The organism is Paenibacillus sp. FSL F4-0243, assembly GCF_037963295.1.
Lineage (GTDB): Bacteria > Bacillota > Bacilli > Paenibacillales > Paenibacillaceae > Paenibacillus_AQ.
The window spans coordinates 6,884,184-6,905,711 of the sequence record NZ_CP150151.1 but is presented as its reverse complement, the minus strand read 5'-3'; the positions used below and the strand labels follow the sequence as shown (position 1 = coordinate 6,905,711).

Sequence of the window (21,528 nt, the reverse complement as noted above, 5' to 3'; positions counted from 1 at the left end):
ATGATGGCTAAGGATTACACTTTAGCTGGAGCAGCTTCTGGAGAGACTGCGGAGATTCCGCGGCGCCGAAGGGTTCACAATCTCAGGCAAAAGGACAGAAGAGTACTGAATATGTATTTGTCATGCTGATCGCTATCAGCAGGGCGAATATTATTTGATATTCTTACGATCTGGGAGATTGGATGACATCCAATCTCTCTTTTTTTTATTCCAATTTATTGTACTCACAAGGGGGAACTAGGTATGGCACAACCAGAATTAAAGAGAGAGCTGGCTAATCGGCATGTTCAGCTTATTGCTATTGGCGGCACCATTGGTACAGGATTATTCTTGGGATCAGGCAAGGCGATAGAGAAGGCAGGCCCATCCATTATGATCACGTATTTAATCGTGGGTATTGCTGTGTTTTTTGTGATGAGAGCACTGGGAGAACTCCTATTATCTAAAGCGGGCTATCAATCGTTTACGGATATTGCTGAAGACTACCTTGGATCACGGGTCGCATTCATTACTGGTTGGACCTATTGGTTTTGCTGGATCATGACGGCTATGGCTGATGTCATTGCTGTTGGCGTATATGTACAGTACTGGTTTGATATCCCGCAGTGGGTTCCTGCCATCGCCTGTCTAGTCGTGTTATTAGGACTTAATCTATTAACTGTAAAGAGCTTCGGGGAACTCGAATTTTGGTTTGCTTTAATTAAGGTAATTACGATTCTCGCCTTAATTGGTCTTGGGGTCATTTTGCTGATCATTGGGTTTAAGACGGATGCAGGATCGGTGACGGTACGAAACCTATGGGAGCATGGGGGATTTTTTCCGAACGGCATATCAGGCTTCTTATTTTCTTTTCAAATGGTTGTATTTGCTTACGTGGGTGTGGAATTGGTCGGGGTGTCGGCAGCGGAAACAGCGGATCCGGAAAAAAATATCCCGTCGGCAATCAACAAAATTCCTTTACGGATTCTATTTTTCTATGTCGGTGCGCTTTTTGTCCTGCTATGCATTAACCCTTGGACTGAGCTCAGCCCGGCAGAGAGTCCTTTTGTAAAAACCTTTACTTTAGTAGGGATTCCAATTGCCGCAGGGATTATTAATTTTGTCGTATTAACTTCAGCCGCGTCCGCTTGTAATAGTGGGATGTTCTCGACCAGCCGAATTCTCTATAATTTGAGTAGAAATAACCAAGCGTCACCTCGTTTGGGCAAACTAAATAAAAACCATGTACCAGGTAACTCGTTATTCATTTCTACAATTGTTATATCTGTGGGTGCACTTTTGAGTAAACTTATTCCGGAGCAGGCTTTTGGAATCGTGACAACGATTAGCGCCATTTGTTTTATATGGGTGTGGGGCATTGTTCTTATCTGCCATATTAAGTATAAGAAAACCCGGCCAGACTTACAGGCGAAATCCAAATTCAAAGCACCGTTCACACCGGCTATTAATTATATTGTCTTAGCCTTGTTCGCTGGGATCCTGATCATCATGCTGTTCGCTGGAGAAACACGCCCGGCTTTATTGTGTACTCCGTTATGGTTTATTTTATTATTCATCTTGTATTCGATTAGAAGCAAAAAAGGGAAAAGTAATCAAGCTTGAGTGAGGTCAACATCAACTATCGTATGCCTAGTGTTAACTGCAACTTGGGGTTGCGGGGCTGCAACTAAAGCGTTCTTTACTTCTGCATACGATTAATCCAATATAGGCTTATGAATTGCAGAAAGGTAGTTGCTGCTATGATCTTTGGGGAGAAGTTAAAAGCGGAAAGAAATAAAAAAAGTTGGTCACAAGAAGAACTGGCCGAGAAGCTGTTTGTAAGCCGACAGTCGGTTTCGAAATGGGAGAATGGTCTAAACTACCCAAGCATTGAAATCATTATTAAAATAAGCGATCTTTTTGGGGTAACTATCGATGAGTTACTAAGGAGTGACGAGGAGTTGACCAAAAAGGTGATAGAAGAAGGCAAGAAATTGGCTCACCCGAAATTAAAGTTTGTATTTGATGTCTTCGTAATAGCAGGCATTGTGCTATTAGTGATTAAACTCTGTGTTCTCTTTCTGAACAAAGTAATGGCACTAGAGATTACCTTGAATGGCGGGTCATTCTTTTGGAACTTCGGTTCTTTGATTTTAATGGTTATCGGGGGAATTGGCTCCAGCATACTGAAAGAAAAATATAAACAAGAGTAAGCCGGTGAGCCGGGAATAGCTATTAATAATGTAAAAAGGACAGCTGATCGCTGTCCTTTTTACATTCCACTTTATAAGGTTATTCCTTGTTAACTAGGTTTGCTTTCTTTTCAACCATGATCTTGCTCTTCATCGGCATAAATAATGTTATAACAAACGCGGCGACGGATAAAATCATCATAAAGTAATAGGCGTCACTTGCCCCAAGAATGGATGCAAGAGATTTAAGGATCTCAGGAGTAGTCGAGGGATTGCTCTGCATCACTGTGGCCGCATGACTTGTTGCCTGCACAGTATAAATCGTAATTACGACAGCAGTACCGATGGCTCCGGCAATTTGGCGAACGGTATTGTTCACAGCTGTACCATGCGTGCCGAGTTGTTTGGGCAGTGCATTTAGTCCAGCCGTATTGAGTGGCATAGTGATGAAGCTTAATCCAATTCGCAGGCCAATGGTACGAATCATTAGATACATATACGTTGTAGATTCAGATAGATCAGTTACCGCCCACATAGATGGAATAATAAACAGTAAACCAATAATGAACAGTGGTTTAGCACCAAAACGGTCGTATAATTTACCGGTGACGGGTGACATGAACGCATTTACGAGCGCCCCTGGCAGCAATAGTAGTCCTGCATCAAATGCTGTAAAACCACGGCCATTCTGCAGATAAATAGGCAATAAAATCATATCTGCGTACATCATCATCGTGATTAATACGTTAATAAGAGAAGTCATCGTAAAAACTTTATTTTTGAAGACAGACAGGTTCAGCAGTGGATCATCAGACTTGATTTGTCGAAGACAGAATACGGCCGTAACAGCGATCCCGATCCCTAAGGTCAGAATTACTATTACATCGTCCCAGCCTTTACTGCCTGCACTACTGAAGCCGTATAAAATTAAGCCAAATCCAACGGTTGATAAAAGAACACTTACTACATCAAGCTTAGACTTAGACGTCTCGGATACATTCACTAAATACTTGAATGCCAACGCTATAACAATGATGACGAGTGGAATGAGGCCGATAAATAACCAGCGCCAAGAGTGATATTCAACAATAAATCCTGCAAGCGTCGGCCCAATAGCAGGAGCAAATATCATCGCCAGTCCAAGCAGTCCCATAGCACTGCCGCGTTTTTCAACAGGGAAAATAGCGAGCACAACGCTCATCATGAGCGGCATTATAATACCGGCACCTGCAGCTTGGATCATCCGTCCGACTAAGAGTAGACTAAAGCTCGGCGCTGCTGCACAAATGATTGAGCCAATTAATAAAAATGACATGGCACTTAGAAATAATTGACGTGTTGTAAAACGTTTCATTAAATAGGCTGTAATCGGAATCAAAATCCCGTTGACCAGCATAAAACCTGTTGAAATCCATTGTACAGTTGTTGCCGTGACATCAAATACATCCATCAGACTACTTAAGGCGACATTTAAAAGCGTCTGATTGAGTGTAGATAAGAAACAACCAAAAATTAGAATGGTTAGTAGGATTCCTTTATTTATTTTCTTAATATCTTCTTGCATGGTGCAGGCCTCTCTTCATTGCTTTTTCGACATAGTGTCGATAAAATAAATCATATCAGCATTTAAACGGTATTCCTATTTGCAATTTTATTGAAAATGTCGACTAATCGACAGAATGGGTAAATTAGTTGATGAAATACTATATAAACGATAATAGAGGGATGAAATGTCCGAACATAAAAAAGTTGATCCACGAGCCATTCGCTCAAAAAAGATGCTGAAAAATGCTGTTTTTTCATTATTGGCCGAGAATGTGGAGATTTCTCAATTGACTGTCCAAAAAATCGCCAACCGTGCTGAGCTGAATCGTGCAACGTTTTATTTGCATTATGAGGATATTAACGATTTATTGCGCCAGATCGTACATGAAATCTTTGATGACCTGTCCATGAAGGTTGAACCGTTATTACAAGTGAAGAGCAGTATCGAGCAGGAGCAGTTGGTCACATTTTTAAGTTATTTTTATGAATACCGGCAAATCTTTGCTGTATTGGTAGAGCACAAAGGCTTCAAAAACCAATTAACCAACCTATTAAAAAATACGATCGAAAAGCGAAGAAACGTGAGAAACATAGATTCCACTAAGGAGGTTGTCTCCCTTGATATTATTGCAGCATCACTATTAGGGATTATTATGTGGTGGATTAAGGATGGCAGCCAATATAGTGCGGAATACATAGCAGGCCAAATTACCTTGATGTATAAAAGAAGGTATTTATAATCGCTAGACTTTGCTACAGGAGGATAAAACCGTTGTATGATGTAGAGAGACAAATTTCAAGATAACGGATATTCTCCGCACCAACCTTAGGTAAAACTATAAAAAGCGGCAGTCTAGGGCGGTAATTCTCGTCCAAAGGCTGTCCGCTTTTTTTTATAAATCATTCTATTTAAAATCAACTTTAATTTGTGCTATCTCACTGTTCGTACCAATGCGTAATGGCGGTCCCCAGGTACCCACACCTGATGTAACAATAACTTGAGGACTGTCTAAATTCTTCTGATAGTGCCCGTAATCTACTGTAAACATAGCGTTGGTGATTAGATTTGCAGGAAATACTTGTCCTTGATGCGTATGTCCGCTAAGTATTAAATCGACATCATCTCCGTACTGAATCATATTTGTGGGTTGATGATCCATTACGATAACGGGCATAGTTGTATCAATGTTACCCATCACTTCAGAAGTAACTGCTCTAGCATGTCCTTGATCACCAATCGGTGATGAATCTCTCCTGCCAACTACAACGAATTGATTATCAATAACGACATGCTCATCATTTAGAAGTTTAATATTACTCTTATCTATAAAGTTCACAATCTCATCGTATGATCGTCCTGCATCATGGTTACCTAAACAAGCATAAACCCCATAGGTGGACTGAATAGTATTTAATAACTCTATTCCTTTGGAAGGATTAGAGAGCGCATAGTAGTTACCATTAAATATATCTCCTGACATCAACACAATATCTGGCTGCATGTTATTAATACGATCAACAACGTCTTCAATAAACTTTACATCATTTACGTAGCCTAAATGTAAGTCGCTGATCAGAACAATATTTAAATGATCTAACGACGTGCTTTTATGTATTTGGATCGGATAAGTAACTTCTTTTATCTGATTCGCATTATAAATCCCATAGGACACCAACCCTATGACTAGAATTAATACTACTGACCTTGTATGAAAAATAACACGTTTTGGCGCAGGGGAGGGGATGATTTTGATCCATATACTAATAAGTAAGATTACATCGGAAAGGAGTAACAGCAAGAACAAATAGAAGTAGATCCCCATCCAATAGTCGCCGAATTGACCAATAAAATTAACAATGCTTGAATCGGTCGTCATAGCTGAAGAGGACAATAGTAAATTAATAATGATTGTTACCGCACACAAGCTGTAGATGACTCCGTATATAATCCCATTTATATTTGAAAATACATGTTGTAACCATTTAAAAATTTTTCTTGCGATGTAATAGTTACTTGCCGCGTACATAGCGAATATAAACAGAAATGCGAATACCATATGATGCACCGTCCTATTTTTTTAGATTTCAGAGAGCAATCGTTTATAATCAATAATTATGAGCAAATGGTCAGGTACTCAGTAACAGTAACATATTTTTTCATGTTGGAAGAGGAGATTGTTGATTTTGAATAAGAAGAAAAATGGATCAGATCAAATCGTACTAGCCGCAATCGAAACGATTGAGGAAGTGGATTTTCTACTTATGACGGAGTTAACGGCATGGTTTGTTCTTTCTGGTTATCTGGAAATTATGCGAAACGGTTCGGATATTTTGATTCGGACAGGCGATATTTTCGTTTTTAATAAAGGTGATATTGTCCGTGTAATTGGCAGTGAAGAGAATGCGACGCTCTCGGTAAAGTTTCTAACCAATGAGTATCAAGAGGAGTTTCCGGCATTTAAGCTTAACATTCCACTATCGATGGTGTACAAAAAAGATGGATATGAGCTTGTGAAGAATTGTATGGCGTACTTGTACGTCGAAAGGATATATCCGGGAGCCGGTTCTGATTATATCATCGAAGGGTATTCGAAACGTTTAATCGGATTGCTGTACCGATATCTTGGGCCAGAAGATGAAAAGAAGCAAGTTCATACTGCTTCGGATAAGGTAAAAGAAATTGTATCATATATCAATGTTAATTATGCGGACAAACTCAGCCTGGATGAGATTGCTGAAAAGTCTTATAGTAGCAAATACTACCTGGCACATTCCTTTAAAAATCAGCTAGGGATTTCAATCGGAAATTACATCAAAGAAGTGCGATTGTTTCATAGCTTACGTATGCTGGAAAATACGAACGAGAAGATTGTCACGATTGCTTTAGCTAACGGCTTTCCCAATGTACGCTCATTTAACGAGGCATTTAAAATAAGGTATGAGCTTTCACCTGCTGAATTTCGTGAACAGCGTCAAATAAGAGCGGTGCAGAATCGTGTCGACGCGGAGCTGTCCCAAGATGTATTAGCCTTACTATCGCCGTATGTGCCGTTAGGTGAATTACCGGCTGGCCCATCTATTGCCCCCAATCGCATCGAGGTTCAATTAGATTTGCATAAAACGATCGGCCAGTACTCAAAGGTGAATCATGTTCTTAAAATAAAAGGTAAACTTATGGATAGCCGTTTGCTCGAAGTGCGTCAGCGTCTAGGGGTGAAGTGGGTAGCGGTCAATCGTATTTTTAAAAAAGTGGATATACGGTTGAGCGAAGGGAAGCTGGTCTGTTCATTTAGTGAGTTGGATCGAATATTGCAGCAGATCGTGTCTGTTGGCATGATTCCCTACCTTCAATTTCAATCTATAGATTTGGATGATTGGGAGGAGCGGGGATTTCATAACAATGAATGGTTTCAAACGGTAATGACTGAATTGAATCTCCATCTGCAGCAAAATTATATGACAAGTCAGGATTGGATGTACGAGTTCCGCTGCTTCTATGAAATGAAAAATAGCAGGCAATTGCGTCTGTCGCTAGTGAATGCCATTTCAATTTTTAAAAACTATAAGAACGTGGTCATTCATTTTCCCATCCCGCCAGAAGATGCGGTGTTGCTTGATATAATCTGCCATAATGCCGTTTATTGCATTGATGACTGGACCCGTATGCGCAAGATTCCACTTGAAACTGCGCTTAATTATCTATTTGATGAAGACTACATTCGGGTCATTGGTGAGAATACAAACATACAAGATCAGAACCGTATTTTGGATCGAATGCTGATTTACGATCAGGATGATTATCTACACGCCTATTCGGATCTAGCACAAGCAAATGCAAGCATTTGGCAATATATAAACCTAATGAATCAAAACGAAATTGCAGGTCACTATTTCCCTCCATTATCACTCGATTCAGCGAAGCTGTTTGAGTATTTTCCAGATGAGCTGGCAAGTAAGCTTTCATTACTTACACCGGATGGTCGTTACAAGGACAATTGGTATGCGACAGAGTTTGTGAGTCGCTTGTTTGATGAGATTGTGTTCAAAAACAACTCATGTATCGTGACAAAACAGCAAGATAATTACCGCATTTTAACTGTTTATCCAGAAGAAGAGCAACATCTGTTTATCAATGAAAATAAGGAAAAACTAGAATTAGCTTGGCATAAGGCAAAAAGTCCCTATGTTTTTATAAAGATGGAACTTACAAACCTTGAAGGGACATACCGATTGATCAAGCAACGATTAACTACTGAGCAAGTAGATCAGCGATTAGACCTTGCTGATTTAAGGAAATGCAAAAAGTTGTCTTTCGAAGATATTGCGTATTGGAATGCAATTAATCGACCTTCGAGAAGCGTAGAACAACTGAAAATAAAGGGAAATCATACACTTGAGTTCGAAGTTCCGCTATTTGGGATTGTTATGATCGACTTAGAAAAAACCAACGATTAATGCTAAATATTGCTCACTCGATTTCTTGATAAATCGAATGAACGCAATATTTAGCTTTTTTTTCGACAAGATCCTGATAGTTAAAATGTAAGCGCTATATTATGATTGTGAAAAAGAAAGACGATACCGGAGGGGGTCGCCGTGGTGGACAATTTTAATACTAAACGCGTTAAAAAAAGTGAAATCGTGCAAAAGGTGAAGGAAGATAAAGCTAAGCTGCGAGCGCGAAAGCAAGAAATTAAAGCGCTACCGGAAGCAGAACGAACAGCAGCGATTGAACAGGACAAACAATTAAGAAAAGAGCAAAAGCAACAAACAAAAATGGAGTTGAAAGCTCTAAGTCGCAAAGATCGTAGAGCGATGAAAAAAGAAGCTAAACGCTACAAGAAAATTAAAAATAGACCAAGACGTTTCACCGGCTGGTCGATCGTAGCGCTTGTTGTCATATTGTTGTTCGTACAATTCGGTGCAACCGCTTCTAGCATCATCGATGCGCTGACAGGAAAACACATTACAGCCGTAACCGATTCCCCTGAGGCGCTTGCAGCACGTGAACAGGGCGGGAAAATAGCTGAAGAAATTGCGAATGAAGGCATTGTTCTATTGAAGAATGATGATAAACAGCTGCCTTTGAAAGATAAAAAGGTTAACGTCTTCGGATTAGCTGCATTAGAGCTACGTTATGGCGGTGGAGGATCGGGTGCGGGGGATACTTCCCGTGCGGTTAATTTATTTAAAGGTCTAGAAAATGCAGGTATTTCATACAATACCGAGCTTCATGACTTGTATCAAGAGGTTGGTGCAAAAGCAGGAGTGGGCAGCAAGGCGAGTACCGGAGTCATTCAAGTTGTAAAAGGCATGTTAGGTGGAAACTCTAGCGATGAACCTAAAATCGATTATTTATCGGACGAAGCCATAGCACAAGCGAAATCCTATTCGGGAAATGCAATTATTGTCATTGCTAGTGAGAGTACAGAAGCTAGTGATGCGACCGCTGAGCAGTTGAAATTGACAGCTAATAAACGCGCTTTGATTGAAAAGGTTGCACAGTCCTTTGAAAATGTCACTATCGTTGTAAATGCGGGGAATGCCTTAGAGCTTGGTTTCGTAAATGAATTTAAATCTATTAAATCTGTCTTGTGGATAGGAACACCTGGGCCTTATGGTGCCAACGCATTAGGAAATATTCTTGCAGGAAATATTAATCCATCAGGCCGTATCACGGATACGTACGTGTATGACAATTCATCGGCTCCAGCAAGTGAGAACTTTGGAGACTATAAATACGATAATTTGAAGTATTCATTCCTCAATTATCAAGAAGGTATTTATGTAGGATACCGTTTCTATGAAACCTTCTTTTTAAATGATGAAGCAGGCTATCGAGATACCGTGTTATATCCTTACGGACATGGATTAAGCTACACGGATTTCGAGTGGAAGGTTCTGAATCAGTCATTGTCGGAAGACAAGATTGAACTACAAGTCGAAGTGAAAAATGTTGGCGACAGAGCCGGGAAAGATGTTGTTCAAGTTTATTATTCAGCTCCGTATATTGCAGGCGGCATTGAAAAATCGGCGATCGAACTGGCCACTTATGCAAAGACGTCTCTGCTGGAAGCAGGTCAATCCGAGGTGCTTACCCTTTCGTTCGCTACCGAAGAGATGGCTTCTTATGATATGAACGTAGAAGAAGCGTATGTACTAGACCAGGGCACCTATTCAATTAAAGTGGCTCGCAATGTCCATGATATCGTGGCAAGCTATGACCTTGAGTTGGCTGACAAGAAGGTTTTCAAACAAGATAAGGATACCGGAACGCCTTACGAGAATCGCTTTGAATTAGCAAAAGGTGAAGTTACGTATTTGTCCCGGAACGATTGGGAGAAGACTTATCCTTCGGTTGAAAATATTAGTCATAAAGCACCGCAAAATGTGGTCGACGCATTCTCAAAAGAGCCGGAAGCTTCAACGATGGAAATGCCAACGGTTGGCGCTAATAATGGCTTAGTACTGGAGGATTTGAAAGGTTTAGCCTTTGATGATCCGAAATGGAATGAATTCATGGATCAGTTTACATTGGACGAAATGATTGATTATGTAGCAAACGGCGCTTATAGAACGATGGCAGTAGAGCGTTTGGGTGTTCCTAAAACGTTGTTGATGGACGGACCGGCTGGATTTAGTTACTTCTTTAAGCCAATCGAAGCCGCGTCATATCCGTCTGAAATCGTCATTGCAGCAACATGGAACAATGATCTAGCCTATCAAATGGGAGAAGCGGTCGGTAAAGAAGCGCGTGCGTATGGCATTCAAGGCTGGTATGCACCGGGGATGAATATTCACCGTACAGCACAAGGCGGCCGTAACTTTGAATACTTCTCAGAAGATCCTGTGCTTTCAGGAAAAATGGCGGCATCTATGATAAACGGCGCAGAAGACCAAGGCATTATTGCCTTTATGAAGCACTTCGCGCTGAACGATCAAGAAACCAATGCTCGTTCAGGAAATCTGATCTGGGCCAACGAGCAAGCGATTCGCGAAATCTACTTGAAGCCGTTTGAGATTACGGTTAAAGAAAGCAGCCCTCTAGGCGCAATGTCCAGCTTTTCGATCATCGGGACAAAGTGGGCAGGAGCGAATTCCGTCTTGTTAAATGATGTTCTGCGTAAGGAATGGGGCTTTGATGGATTTGTTTCCAGCGATGCAGTCTTTGGGTTTATGAAAGCGCCGGATGCGGTTGTAGCTGGCAATGACCTCATGCTTGATATTATGACACCAAGTAAAAACGAGAAATTATTAAAACAAGCATACAAGAAGGATCCTGCAGGAATCACAAACGGTGTTCGCACAAGTGTTCAGCATGTGTTGTACACGATCCTGCAAACCTACTTATTCGAAAAATAGGCGTAAGCATGCGGGGTGAAGAGATTGAAGTATAGAGCATTAATCGAAAGTATGACCGTAGAAGAAAAGGCATCTTTAATGTCTGGCGCAAACTTTTGGAATACAAAAGCAATCGACCGGGTGAAGATTCCCAGCATTATGCTGACAGATGGACCGCATGGTTTGAGGAAGCAAGGCGGAAAGGCAGACCACTTAGGCTTAAATAAAAGTCTGCCTGCCACTTGTTTTCCGACGGCGGCAACCTTGGCTAATAGCTGGGACAGACAATTGATCTATGAGGTTGGTCAAACGATTGGAAAAGAAGCAGCTAGCGAAAAAGTGAGTGTGTTGCTTGGTCCTGGATTGAACATCAAGCGGAATCCGTTATGCGGACGAAATTTTGAGTATTTTTCCGAGGACCCTTATTTAACGGGAGAATTAGCGAGTGAGATGGTCAAAGGCATTCAGGTGAACGGCATTTCTGCATGTCCTAAACACTTTGCGGTCAATAGCCAAGAACATATGCGAATGACGATTGACGAAGTCGTGGATGAACGCTCGTTAAGAGAATTGTATTTAGAAGGATTTAGACGTGTAGTTGAGAAGGGTCAACCGAAAACCATCATGACCTCTTACAACAAAGTCAACGGTACGTTCGCCAATGAAAATAACGATTTGTTACAGGATATTCTGTACGGTGAATGGGATTTTAATGGCGTAGTCGTTACGGATTGGGGCGGTAATAATGACCGTGTTGCAGGATTGAAAGCAGGCAATCAATTGGAGATGCCTTCAACCAATGGAATTACGGATCAAGAAATCGTGCAAGCCATTAAAAACAATGAGCTAGACGAAGAAGTGCTGGATGACGCTGTCGATCGTCTGCTTGAGTTAGTCTTTACAACCCAGCTACATGATCAAGATACATCGCGTATCGATTATGAGGAGCACCATGATAAGGCGATTGAAGCTGCCAAACGTTCGATTGTGTTATTGAAAAATGACGACAAGATATTACCGCTTAAACACGGCAATAAAGTTGCGATTATTGGTGATTTCGCCAGTAATCCTCGCTACCAGGGTGCTGGAAGCTCGCTTATTAATCCTGCCAAGCTATCCAATGCCTGCGATGTGCTCGGTCAATCTGGCTTATCGATTGTGGGATATGCGAAAGGCTTCAAGCGAATGGGTGGAAAAAATGACCGTTTACTAAAGGAAGCTGTTACGTTAGCTCAGAAAGCAGATACCATTTTGCTGTTCTTGGGGCTAGACGAAGGAAGCGAAGCCGAAGGTGTTGACCGCGTAAACCTTAGCTTACGTGATAACCAGCTCGAACTGCTTCGTTCATTAACAGAAGTCAATTCCAATATTGTGGTGATTCTCGCTGGCGGTGGTGCCATTGAAATGCCGTTTATAAAGAATGTCAAAGCTATCGTTCATACCTATTTATCTGGACAAGGAAGTGCTGAAGCGTTAAAGAGTGTTTTACTTGGAGAGTACAACCCAAGTGGTAAGCTCAGCGAGACATTCCCGATCAAGTATAGTGATGTCTCTTCTGCTCCTTATTATCCAGGTAAGGAGGCAACCGCAGAGCATATCGAAGGCATTTTTATCGGTTACCGTTATTTTGATACCGTGAATAAACCTGTGTTATTTCCGTTTGGTTATGGGCTGTCCTATACAACCTTTGCATATACAGATTTAACGGTTGATCAGCATCAGGTTTCATTTACCATCACCAATACAGGGGCAGTCGCGGGGGAAGAGGTTGCGCAGCTCTACATCCAGAAACAAGATTCATCGATATTTAGAGCCAAACGAGAATTAAAAGGTTTTGAAAAGGTGAGCTTAGAGCCGGGCGAAAGCAAACGTGTCACAATGATTCTGGAGGAACGTGATTTTTCATATTATAATCCGACGATTCACGATTGGGCGGTCGAGCCTGGCGCTTACGACATTCAAATCGGAGGTTCGATCCAGTCTATTCTTTTGCAGGAACGTGTTATGCTTACGGGCGATTCCGTTTCTTGTGAACATACAAAGGATCAATTCCCGCATTATTTTAGCGGACATGTTCATGAAGTAACGGCAGCGGAATATAAGGGGCTCTTGGGTTATGAACCTCCTTCTCCTTATTGGGATCCAAAGCAGGACTTGGGGTTAAACGACACCATTGCTCAAGCTAAATATAAGAACGCACTTGGAAAAACAATCTATCATATTGTCCTTTTCTTTAACAAGTTTTTTGAAGCAGTCAATAAACCTCTGCTAGCGAATAATGTCTACTTTGTTCTGAATATGCCTTTTCGTCAAATCGACCGTTTTACTGGCGGGAAAATTAGTCGAAAGCAAATCTTGAAGGTGTTGAAATGGATAAACCGATAGGAAAATAGCAAGCGAGGAAAAGGGGATACCACGGTATCTCCTTTTTCTAGGCTTCAAAGGAGAAATAGAAGAGTATGAGCGAAGTAAATATCGAGAAAAACACAGGAATGATGGGTGTTTGGAATAAATTCAAGGGACAACATCCGAATATTGCACAATTCATAGTGTTTTTTATACTGAGTGCTGGAATGACGGTATTACAACTTGTTCTAATGCCTTTATTTAAACTCATATTTGCACAGACATCATTACTATCTACAAGCTTTCAAGTGTTTCAGTTAGGACATAACTTTGATGGGAGTGCTTATTATATATTCGATTATGCGGCTGGTTCGCTTACATCAGGAGGTGGAGGAGGACTTGGCTATTTTCTTGCCGTTCAAATCACGCTCGCCATTGCACAGATCATTAACTTTTTCGCACAGAGAAGCATTACATTTAAATCAAACAGTAACGTTTGGAAGGCTGCTTTCTGGTATGTATTAGCGTATATTTTTATAACCGTTGGTGCTGCCGCGGCGCAAGGATTTTACAAGGCTCCTATCTATAACTTATTAATTAACACATGGGGAATGGGTTCAATGGGGGAGACAACAGCGGATATTATTACAATGATTATCAATAGTACAATTTCGTTCTTGATATTCTACCCTATTTTTAAAATCATTTTTAAACAGGAGCCTGCAAAATAGGCTTAGTAAAGGTACACCTTTCCTGATTTACGGGGGAGGTGTTTTTTTTATTTAAAGCGTTTATTTATCTGAAAGCTTTATAAAAATGTAAACAATAACATTTTACGACAATATTCACCTTACTTTTACATGGGAGGTATGATATATTCTGGTGGAAAATGGATAATAGGAAAAGTGAAAGGAAGAATGCGTATGGAAGCGCTGGTGTGGACATCCAATGATAAGCTAGAGCTCTGCGAATGGGAAGAGCCACAGATTGTAACCCCGGATGAAGTTAAGATTCGGATTGAGATGACAGGCATTTGTGGAACAGATCTAGCGGTCATAACCGGTAAAGAGGAAGGAGTTCCAGGAATCATTCGCGGTCATGAGGCTGTAGGGACCGTAATCGAAATTGGCAGTAATGTTGACCGTGTTAAGGTGGGGGACCGAGTAGTTATCGATCCGAATCAAAGCTGCAACGAATGTTATTTTTGCTTGAAAGAACAGCCGCACTTATGTATAGGCTCCGATGGAAATGGGATGCCTATTGCTGGTTTGAATCGAAATGGGACATTCACTTTTTTTTTCTCAACTGTACAAACGTTTGCACACCTTTTGCCTGATCATATGAGCTGGGAGACGGGGGTATTAATCGAGCCGCTTGCCTGTGTGCTGCACAATTTCAAAGAAGCTAATGTCACGGCTGACGATAAGGTGCTCATTCTTGGATCGGGTCCAATGGGGCTGTTAAGTCAAATGGTGAGTAAATCAAAAGCTGCGCTCACGGTAGCGACGGAAATTAATCCCTATCGGTTGGCATTTGCCAGAGAAATCTCGGATTTTGTTCTAACACCATCCCAATTAAATCAAGCTACCGTAGATGAAATCTGCGCGGGACATAAGTTTGATGTGATTATCGATACGGTGGGCACTCAGCTCGAAGTAGCGGAGGAATGGATTGAGCGAGGAGGGCGCATTGTTCCTTTTGGAATTAATGCGAAGTATCGGTACACCTTTTCCCCTACCAGATTCGTACAGCATGCAATCAAAATTATCGCAGCGGGCGAATACCGCTACATGTTCGAGGAGGCTTTGCGGTTTGCCGCTGAGACACCTGAACTGGAGAAACTGGTGACCAGAAAAGTTAAGCTCAATCAGCACGAGGCAGCAATAAACGAGTTGATCGGCTATGAATTGAACTCTTTGAAGGTGGTTGGGAGTGACACCGTAAAGACGGTTTTTGTTCCCTAAACGTAGAACTGCAATCAATGAGAGGTGGATCTGTTAATGAGCAAAGAAAGCAAATTTAGACTTGTTCAGGATTACTTGTCTACACACAAAGATAAAGACGTCGCGCCAATTTGGATTCCTGCTGTGTGGAATGAGTGCAAATATGAGTGTGTTCTTTTGGAAAAAGACGGTGAAATTTGTCTACATCCGTATGATTTTTTGACAGAGCATTTGAAGTATGTAGACAAGCTTTCGTGGAGATATTCGCTCAAGGAACGCACGAATTTAGACGACAGCGCGATCTATTCTTCATTAATTCGTTATTCGACGGCTTGGGATTATAACCATGATGGAACAATTGAATCCGGCACTTTTTTAAGATTCCTTATTCTTCTGCCGCTGTTAAAAAAAATGGGCATCAATATTCTGTATATGCTTCCAGTGAACCAGTACAGCAAGTTGAATCTGAAAGGAGATATCGGGTCACCTTACGCTGTGCAATCGTTATTCCACTTGGATCAGAACCTACACGATAGCCTGCTGGATGGTATGGAGGAGTTTACGATCCACGATGAGCTCAGCGCTTTGGTAGAAGCTTGTCATTTGCTTGATATTAAGACTGTTGTTGATTTCATTCCCCGTGTAACGGCGAAAAACAGTGCGTTCATTACCGAACATCCTGAATGGGTGTATTGGATCAAAATGCAGGAATTAGAAGGCTTTGCACCGCCATCGATTCCTGAGCTTGGGTTCTTTGAGGAGTGTACGCCTGACAAATTGGAGACGGTCTACCACAGCCAGGAAACCGCAGCATTTCTGCGGAAGTTCTCGCCGCCGCCCAATGAACTTCATCCAATCCTTTGGCAGCAGTTAAAAGAGAGGGCTGCTAAAACTGGAGATGAGCTATTAACTCTGGTGGAGCAAGAGATGGGGATAACGACTGCTCCCGCGCATTCGGATTGGATTAACGATGTGCAGCCGATTTGGACAGACATTACGTTCTTGCGCCTCTACAAGGACTTTTCTCCGCAAGTGAGACATCTTATAAGTTCGGATCAGGCACCATATGTTCTTTTTGATACGATTAAATGCAATGACTACCCCGGTGAGGAGCCGAATCTGGAGCTGTGGGATGTGCTGGAGGAGGCCGTACGGTTTAATCTCGAAAAGTATGGGATTGATGGCTTCCGCATCGATATCGGACATGTACTTCCTATTCCGCTGTTGACTCGTATTTTTGACACGATTAAAGAGTTGAATCCGAATGCGATCTTGATCAGCGAAGATTTGTTCAATCGTAATCACAAGAAGGCGGCGAGCACCGGCTACAACATTATGCTTGGCAGCGGATGGAATGTCATGACGCAAATTAATAAGGACAATCTCGTTTCATTCTTAGAGGAGCTGCCTGAGTTAAACATTCATGTGTTCGCCTGTGCAGAAACAGCAGATACGCCTCGGATCACGAGCCGTGGCGGTGTTGAGGTGGCTCGGATGATTGCGGTATTTAATCAATTTCTTCCGAATGCAATTCCATACGTGACGACTGGCTATGAAATGAATGAGGAGCAGCCCCTCAACTGTGGTCTTGGCGACAACACGAACGGAGAGGAGATTTCTCGCGCTTTTTTTAACGTCATGCAAATCAATTGGACTAATCCTGCACCGATGCTGCCGCTGCTGACGGAGCTGAGTGAATTCAAGAAAGATTGGCCTCAGCTAGTGAAGCCAGAAAACTTTTTCGTGGCTCAATCACCGGAAGGTACAGTTCTGTACGGGTATATGCATGGCGAACAGACGCTGCTCTGCTGCTTTAACTTGAGCGCTGATACCTCCTGCCAAGTTGATTTGAAGGCTGCGGTACCTGGGCGGTGCCCAATGACCGTGACGCTGGATAGTTCCTTAACGGGGAGCATCGTAGGTCAGAAGTTAGACAGCTTACTACTTGCACCTAATCAGGCTTTAGTGCTCGTAAACAATCATAGACAAGTTAGTTAAGGGAGAGAGGCAGCGATGGAAAAGAAGAACAAAGAAATCGTGTTATGGCATGAGTTTGACGGTCCGGGAGATACCTCGATTGAGGTGTTGGAGGGAATTTGCAAGCTGTATACAGAGCGCTTCGGCGTACAAATTACGCCACAAGTGATGAACATTACGGAGTTGACTGCGCGCCTGAACCAAATTAAGGACACCCATCAAGGTCCGCATGTGGCGATGGTTCCTGCGGATATGTCCTCCTATGTTGAGAATGGTCTTTACTCTGAGGTACCGGGCTGGCTATTTGATGATGCATTGACTGAAGGGGCACTTTCAACGATGCAACTGGATGGTGTTCAGTATGGTATTCCGGTATTACGGGGCAATCATCTGGTTGTGTATTACAATCCGGAGATTTACGCCAGTGCGCCGACGACATGGGAAGTGTTCGAAGAGGCAGCAGAGAGGTTGTCCGCTCAAGGCATCATACCGTTTGGAGCAGATTTACAGCAGGGTTATTGGTTTATTCCGTTTCTTACAGCTTTCGGTGGTTGGCCTGTTCAGGATGGAAAGCCAAATATCGTAACCCCTGAAATGAAGCGAGCACTTGAGTTCATCTATGACAAGATGGATCAAGGCGTGCTCGTCAGTCTCGACGGTTCCACAGGACTGCTAGAGCAGTTTATTGACGGTAAGATTGGCGCCATTATTTGTGGAGAGTGGATTTATAACCATCTGGACAAGCAGATGAACAACAGGCTTGCGGTCTGCCAGCTTCCGGTCATAGAAGGCCAGCAATCGCTATCCATGTCTTCTTCTATCGGCCTGATTTACCCGAATCATTCGTTAACGTCGGAGGAACGGGAAGATATCTTGTCTTTCACGCATTTTATGCTGAGTGATGAATGCCAGACCATGTGGACGCTGGGTGTGCAGCGGATTCCAGCTCAGGAAGAGGTGCTGAACCGTCTAGCTGCCTCTGCTACGCCTAACAAACAGATGATTATATCGCTGTTGGAGCACGCACGGCCGATGCCGACGTACCCCTTCATGATTCATGTATGGGAGGCGCTAAATGCGGGTCTAACCGAGCTGCCCTTAAGCAATCCTGAACAAGCATTGAAAAAAATTGAACAGACTATCCAAGCATTCTGGGGTGCATATAAAAGCTAAAAAGAGACGGGGAGAAGAAACATGAAAACAACGATATTCAGCCAAATTTCGATTGACGGTAAGCTCACTATGGGAGCTGGTAATTCGAGTAAGGAGCTTTTTTCTTTGTTTTCCAGTGAGGATATGGAATTCATTCATCTATTCCGGGGGAATGTGCAGGGTATTATGGTCGGCAAAAATACAATTCTGACGGACAATCCCTTTCTTACTAATCGGTATGAGGAGAACAAAAATCCAATCCGGATCATTCCGACGACCACCTTGGATATTCCGCTGGATAGCAATGTACTCTCGGATGAGGGGAGGACGATTATTGTCACAACCGAGAAAGGACGGGATGAATATAAAATCAAGCAGATCCGGGAAAGAGGGAAGGAGTGCCTCATCTGCGGTGAGGATAAAGTCGATTTCGTGGAGCTTGAACGTCAGTTGGAAGACAACTTCGGGATTACCAGCTTGATGGTTGAGGGCGGCGGCTTTTTGAACTGGCATATTTTCGATCAGGACATCGTCGATGAAATTATTCTGATGCAGCTTCCGATCATCATAGGCGGTTCCACGAACATTACTTTAGTGGATGGAGACGGGTATCAGCAATTGTGCTTTGCGAAAAAGTTCAAGGTTGTAGAAATTCAGCCAAAAGATAATTATACGCTCATGCGCTACAAAAAAGTGATATAACCTCACACGAAGTCATAGACTGCGAATGGCTATGGACGCGGTAAAATCGAGAAAATGGGGGTTGTGAATGAGCCATGTCAGAGAAAGAGAACTTCTACAAAAGTGTGTATAAAATCGCTGTACCTGTTACGCTTCAAAGCTTACTGATGGCATTGCTCAATTTGACGGATCAGTTGATGGTCGGGCAGCTTGGAGATGTGGCGATTGCCTCGGTGGGAATGTCCACCAAAATATATGGGATCATCGCGGTTGTCTTGGCTGGTCTATCGACGGGTGTGTCTATTTATGCAGCCCAGTTTTGGGGGAACAAAGATTCTAAAAGCGTCTCCCAGGTGCTGGGCCTTGGACTAATCGTCGGCTTCGCGTTCTCGTTCTTATTTTCTGCGGCTGTCTTCATCGATTCGCCGCTTTTCCTGAGCATGTTCACGACAGATGCGAATGTAATAGATAATGGGTATATTTTTCTGCAGATCATGTCGATCGGCTTTGTACCTGTCATGCTCACGATGATGTATTCCGCGATTTTGCGTAGTACGGGCCATGCCAAATGGCCGATGTATGTAAGCTTAATTGCTGTTGTGTTGAATATTATACTGAATTACGTACTTATTTACGGGAACTTCGGCGCTCCAGCGCTTGGTCTGAAGGGTGCGGCTATTGCTACCCTTATTTCCAGGGTAATAGAATGTTTGTTGATCATTGGTGCCGTGTACCGATATCGTTTACCAGGCGCTGTTGGGTTAAAGAACTTGTTCATCATTCCTAGACCGCTCATCCGCAAGTTTTTTGGAACGACGTATCCGCTGCTGCTGACTGAATTGATCTGGGTATTGGGTGAAACGGCATATGCGATCATCTATAGCCGCATGGGGACGATGGAGATGACGGCGATGACCATTACCTTCCCATTGCAAGGGCTTTGCATCGGCTTATTGTCCGGTCTGGCTAGTGCAGCTGGGGTTTTGGTTGGCAACCGTTTGGGCGCGAACGAAACGGATATCGCACTCGATCATGCGAAAAAGTTCATTCGTCTTGGCATTATCATCTCTCTAATTGTCGGGGTTATCATTGCGGCAGGCTCGAAGCTGTATGTCTCCGCATTCAATATCTCCGAGGATGCTAAACAGATGAGCATATATATCGTTATCGTATTCGCTGGATTTCTTTGGGCCAAAGTTTCCAATATGATTATAGCAGGCGGCATTCTAAACAGTGGGGGAGACAGCAAGTTCGTGTTCAGCATGGAATCGACCGCGACATGGCTGATAGGTGTCCCCTCCGGGCTATTGCTATCATACGTCTGGAAGCAGCCTGTCTACCTTGTATATCTCGTCATATCACTTGAGGAGGTTGTCCGTTTTGGCTTCGGTTACGCCCGGATTTACTCCCGGAAGTGGATGAGAAATTTAGTTAACGATTTGGCTGAAAAAGCGATGTAAGGGCTGATTGGATCGCTCAAGGCTCCCGTGTATTTCCGCTTAAGGGAATGTCACGGGAGTCTTTTTATAACTAATGATATGTTTGTCGTATGGGGTGGCTTTGAACGGGTGATAATTAATTAAACATGTCTAGTCAGAAAGGAACTGCTATGCAAGAAACTTCTAGAAACCATAGGTTCAATTATTTTTTTGAAATGATTCTCTACCTCATTTGCGGAGTATCAATTGTTTATTTTGCCCTGATTGGGAATTATGATAAAACATTTCAAGCGGGTCTTATCATTGTCGTCCTGATACTCTTTAGGGGCTTAATCACATGGACCAAAAGTGAACTGCCTCCTGCACTACGATTCTCGGTGCTGGTCTTTATCGCGATTACGATGATGCTCGCCAATTTGTTCAATATGTATGGTGTTATCCCTTATTTAGACAAGATTGAGCATCTGCTGTCTGGAGTTATTTTATTCTTCGTAGGACGATTCATCTTGATCAAGATGGCTAAGCGTAAAGGGCTGGGCGGTCTGCCTTCCAACATCATCATTTGGTTCGCGTTTCTATTTGCTGTTGCAATGGCTGGAATATGGGAGATTTATGAGTTTACGGTGGATCATCTCTTTGAGCTTCATTCGCAAAATGGTAGTTTGACCGATACGATGATGGATATGATCTGCGGAACATTGAGCGCTGGCATCGCATCCTTTTATTTGTACGATAAAGTACGCAGAACAAGTAGAGTGGATCCACGTTGATTCTAAGGTTCAATGATCTGTTTTTTCGCTGATAGCCCGTTAAGCTCATAAAGGCATAGTTACCTTCATATGACGTACAGGAGAAATACGATCGAACACCGGAAAACTACTGCTTAATCCCGTCAACTACGAGGGACCCGCTTCTTTTTTTATTTTTTTTGTA

At 42.5% G+C, this 21,528-nt stretch carries 15 protein-coding genes and 1 riboswitch; of the genes, 13 read left to right on the top strand and 2 right to left on the bottom strand.

The features are described from left to right. Positions 1-27: 27 nt before the first annotated feature. Positions 28-108: riboswitch (glycine riboswitch) on the top strand. A gap of 135 nt (positions 109-243) precedes the next feature. Both NSS87_RS30550 and NSS87_RS30545 read left to right on the top strand, forming a co-directional pair. After that, entirely contained in the window at positions 244-1,602 is a 1,359-nt protein-coding gene (locus tag NSS87_RS30550) for an amino acid permease (RefSeq protein ID WP_339244113.1), read from the top strand. 137 nt (positions 1,603-1,739) lie between these two features. After that, positions 1,740-2,192, top strand: coding sequence for a helix-turn-helix transcriptional regulator (locus NSS87_RS30545; protein WP_042193014.1), 453 nt, complete (start codon positions 1,740-1,742; stop codon positions 2,190-2,192). Positions 2,193-2,271: 79 nt separating this feature from the next. Here NSS87_RS30545 and NSS87_RS30540 read toward each other — a convergent pair whose 3' ends face one another. Continuing rightward, a complete protein-coding gene (locus tag NSS87_RS30540) occupies positions 2,272-3,735 on the bottom strand; it encodes a DHA2 family efflux MFS transporter permease subunit (RefSeq protein ID WP_042193013.1) in 1,464 nt (487 codons plus the stop codon). Positions 3,736-3,901: 166 nt separating this feature from the next. On the opposite strand from NSS87_RS30540, the gene NSS87_RS30535 reads away from it, so the two are divergent. Beyond that, on the top strand, positions 3,902-4,456 hold the full coding sequence (locus NSS87_RS30535; RefSeq protein ID WP_042193012.1) for a TetR-like C-terminal domain-containing protein: 555 nt from the start codon (positions 3,902-3,904) through the stop codon (positions 4,454-4,456). A gap of 165 nt (positions 4,457-4,621) precedes the next feature. Here NSS87_RS30535 and NSS87_RS30530 read toward each other — a convergent pair whose 3' ends face one another. After that, positions 4,622-5,773, bottom strand: a complete 1,152-nt coding sequence (locus NSS87_RS30530; RefSeq protein WP_339244112.1) for a metallophosphoesterase — start codon at positions 5,771-5,773, stop codon at positions 4,622-4,624. Between the two features lie 127 nt (positions 5,774-5,900). Here NSS87_RS30530 and NSS87_RS30525 point away from each other — a divergent pair, with 127 nt between their 5' ends. The 10 genes from NSS87_RS30525 to NSS87_RS30480 all read left to right on the top strand — a co-directional run bounded on the left by NSS87_RS30525 (position 5,901) and on the right by NSS87_RS30480 (position 21,365). Then, positions 5,901-8,171 carry an AraC family transcriptional regulator gene (locus NSS87_RS30525; RefSeq protein ID WP_339244111.1) on the top strand — a complete coding sequence of 757 codons (2,271 nt, stop codon included), beginning with the start codon at positions 5,901-5,903 and terminating at the stop codon, positions 8,169-8,171. Between the two features lie 144 nt (positions 8,172-8,315). After that, complete coding sequence (locus NSS87_RS30520; RefSeq protein WP_339244110.1) at positions 8,316-11,078, top strand: glycoside hydrolase family 3 N-terminal domain-containing protein; 2,763 nt, start codon at positions 8,316-8,318, stop codon at positions 11,076-11,078. 15 nt (positions 11,079-11,093) lie between these two features. Further along, complete coding sequence (locus NSS87_RS30515) at positions 11,094-13,442, top strand: glycoside hydrolase family 3 C-terminal domain-containing protein (RefSeq protein WP_339244108.1); 2,349 nt, start codon at positions 11,094-11,096, stop codon at positions 13,440-13,442. Positions 13,443-13,516: 74 nt separating this feature from the next. Next, positions 13,517-14,134 carry a hypothetical protein gene (locus tag NSS87_RS30510; RefSeq protein WP_339244107.1) on the top strand — a complete coding sequence of 206 codons (618 nt, stop codon included), beginning with the start codon at positions 13,517-13,519 and terminating at the stop codon, positions 14,132-14,134. A gap of 192 nt (positions 14,135-14,326) precedes the next feature. Beyond that, positions 14,327-15,367, top strand: a complete 1,041-nt coding sequence (locus NSS87_RS30505) for an alcohol dehydrogenase catalytic domain-containing protein (protein ID WP_339244105.1) — start codon at positions 14,327-14,329, stop codon at positions 15,365-15,367. A 36-nt stretch (positions 15,368-15,403) separates the two neighbouring features. After that, on the top strand, positions 15,404-17,344 hold the full coding sequence (locus tag NSS87_RS30500) for an alpha-amylase (RefSeq protein ID WP_339244104.1): 1,941 nt from the start codon (positions 15,404-15,406) through the stop codon (positions 17,342-17,344). Between the two features lie 15 nt (positions 17,345-17,359). Next, the gene (locus NSS87_RS30495) at positions 17,360-18,496 is read left to right on the top strand and encodes an extracellular solute-binding protein (RefSeq protein WP_339244102.1); all 1,137 of its coding nucleotides are present in this window, start codon (positions 17,360-17,362) and stop codon (positions 18,494-18,496) included. 21 nt (positions 18,497-18,517) lie between these two features. Continuing rightward, the gene (locus NSS87_RS30490) at positions 18,518-19,177 is read left to right on the top strand and encodes a dihydrofolate reductase family protein (RefSeq protein WP_042193005.1); all 660 of its coding nucleotides are present in this window, start codon (positions 18,518-18,520) and stop codon (positions 19,175-19,177) included. A gap of 74 nt (positions 19,178-19,251) precedes the next feature. Further along, the gene (locus NSS87_RS30485; protein WP_339244100.1) at positions 19,252-20,616 is read left to right on the top strand and encodes an MATE family efflux transporter; all 1,365 of its coding nucleotides are present in this window, start codon (positions 19,252-19,254) and stop codon (positions 20,614-20,616) included. A 125-nt stretch (positions 20,617-20,741) separates the two neighbouring features. Beyond that, on the top strand, positions 20,742-21,365 hold the full coding sequence (locus NSS87_RS30480) for a hypothetical protein (protein ID WP_339244098.1): 624 nt from the start codon (positions 20,742-20,744) through the stop codon (positions 21,363-21,365). Positions 21,366-21,528 lie beyond the last annotated feature (163 nt).

Coding starts and splice junctions, on each gene's coding strand:
- NSS87_RS30550 (WP_339244113.1), top strand. CDS start 244: ATGGCACAACCAGAATTAAAGAGAGAGCTGGCTAATCGGCATGTTCAG.
- NSS87_RS30545 (WP_042193014.1), top strand. CDS start 1,740: ATGATCTTTGGGGAGAAGTTAAAAGCGGAAAGAAATAAAAAAAGTTGG.
- NSS87_RS30540 (WP_042193013.1), bottom strand. CDS start 3,735: ATGCAAGAAGATATTAAGAAAATAAATAAAGGAATCCTACTAACCATT.
- NSS87_RS30535 (WP_042193012.1), top strand. CDS start 3,902: ATGTCCGAACATAAAAAAGTTGATCCACGAGCCATTCGCTCAAAAAAG.
- NSS87_RS30530 (WP_339244112.1), bottom strand. CDS start 5,773: ATGGTATTCGCATTTCTGTTTATATTCGCTATGTACGCGGCAAGTAAC.
- NSS87_RS30510 (WP_339244107.1), top strand. CDS start 13,517: ATGAGCGAAGTAAATATCGAGAAAAACACAGGAATGATGGGTGTTTGG.
- NSS87_RS30505 (WP_339244105.1), top strand. CDS start 14,327: ATGGAAGCGCTGGTGTGGACATCCAATGATAAGCTAGAGCTCTGCGAA.
- NSS87_RS30500 (WP_339244104.1), top strand. CDS start 15,404: ATGAGCAAAGAAAGCAAATTTAGACTTGTTCAGGATTACTTGTCTACA.
- NSS87_RS30495 (WP_339244102.1), top strand. CDS start 17,360: ATGGAAAAGAAGAACAAAGAAATCGTGTTATGGCATGAGTTTGACGGT.
- NSS87_RS30490 (WP_042193005.1), top strand. CDS start 18,518: ATGAAAACAACGATATTCAGCCAAATTTCGATTGACGGTAAGCTCACT.
- NSS87_RS30485 (WP_339244100.1), top strand. CDS start 19,252: ATGTCAGAGAAAGAGAACTTCTACAAAAGTGTGTATAAAATCGCTGTA.
- NSS87_RS30480 (WP_339244098.1), top strand. CDS start 20,742: ATGTCTAGTCAGAAAGGAACTGCTATGCAAGAAACTTCTAGAAACCAT.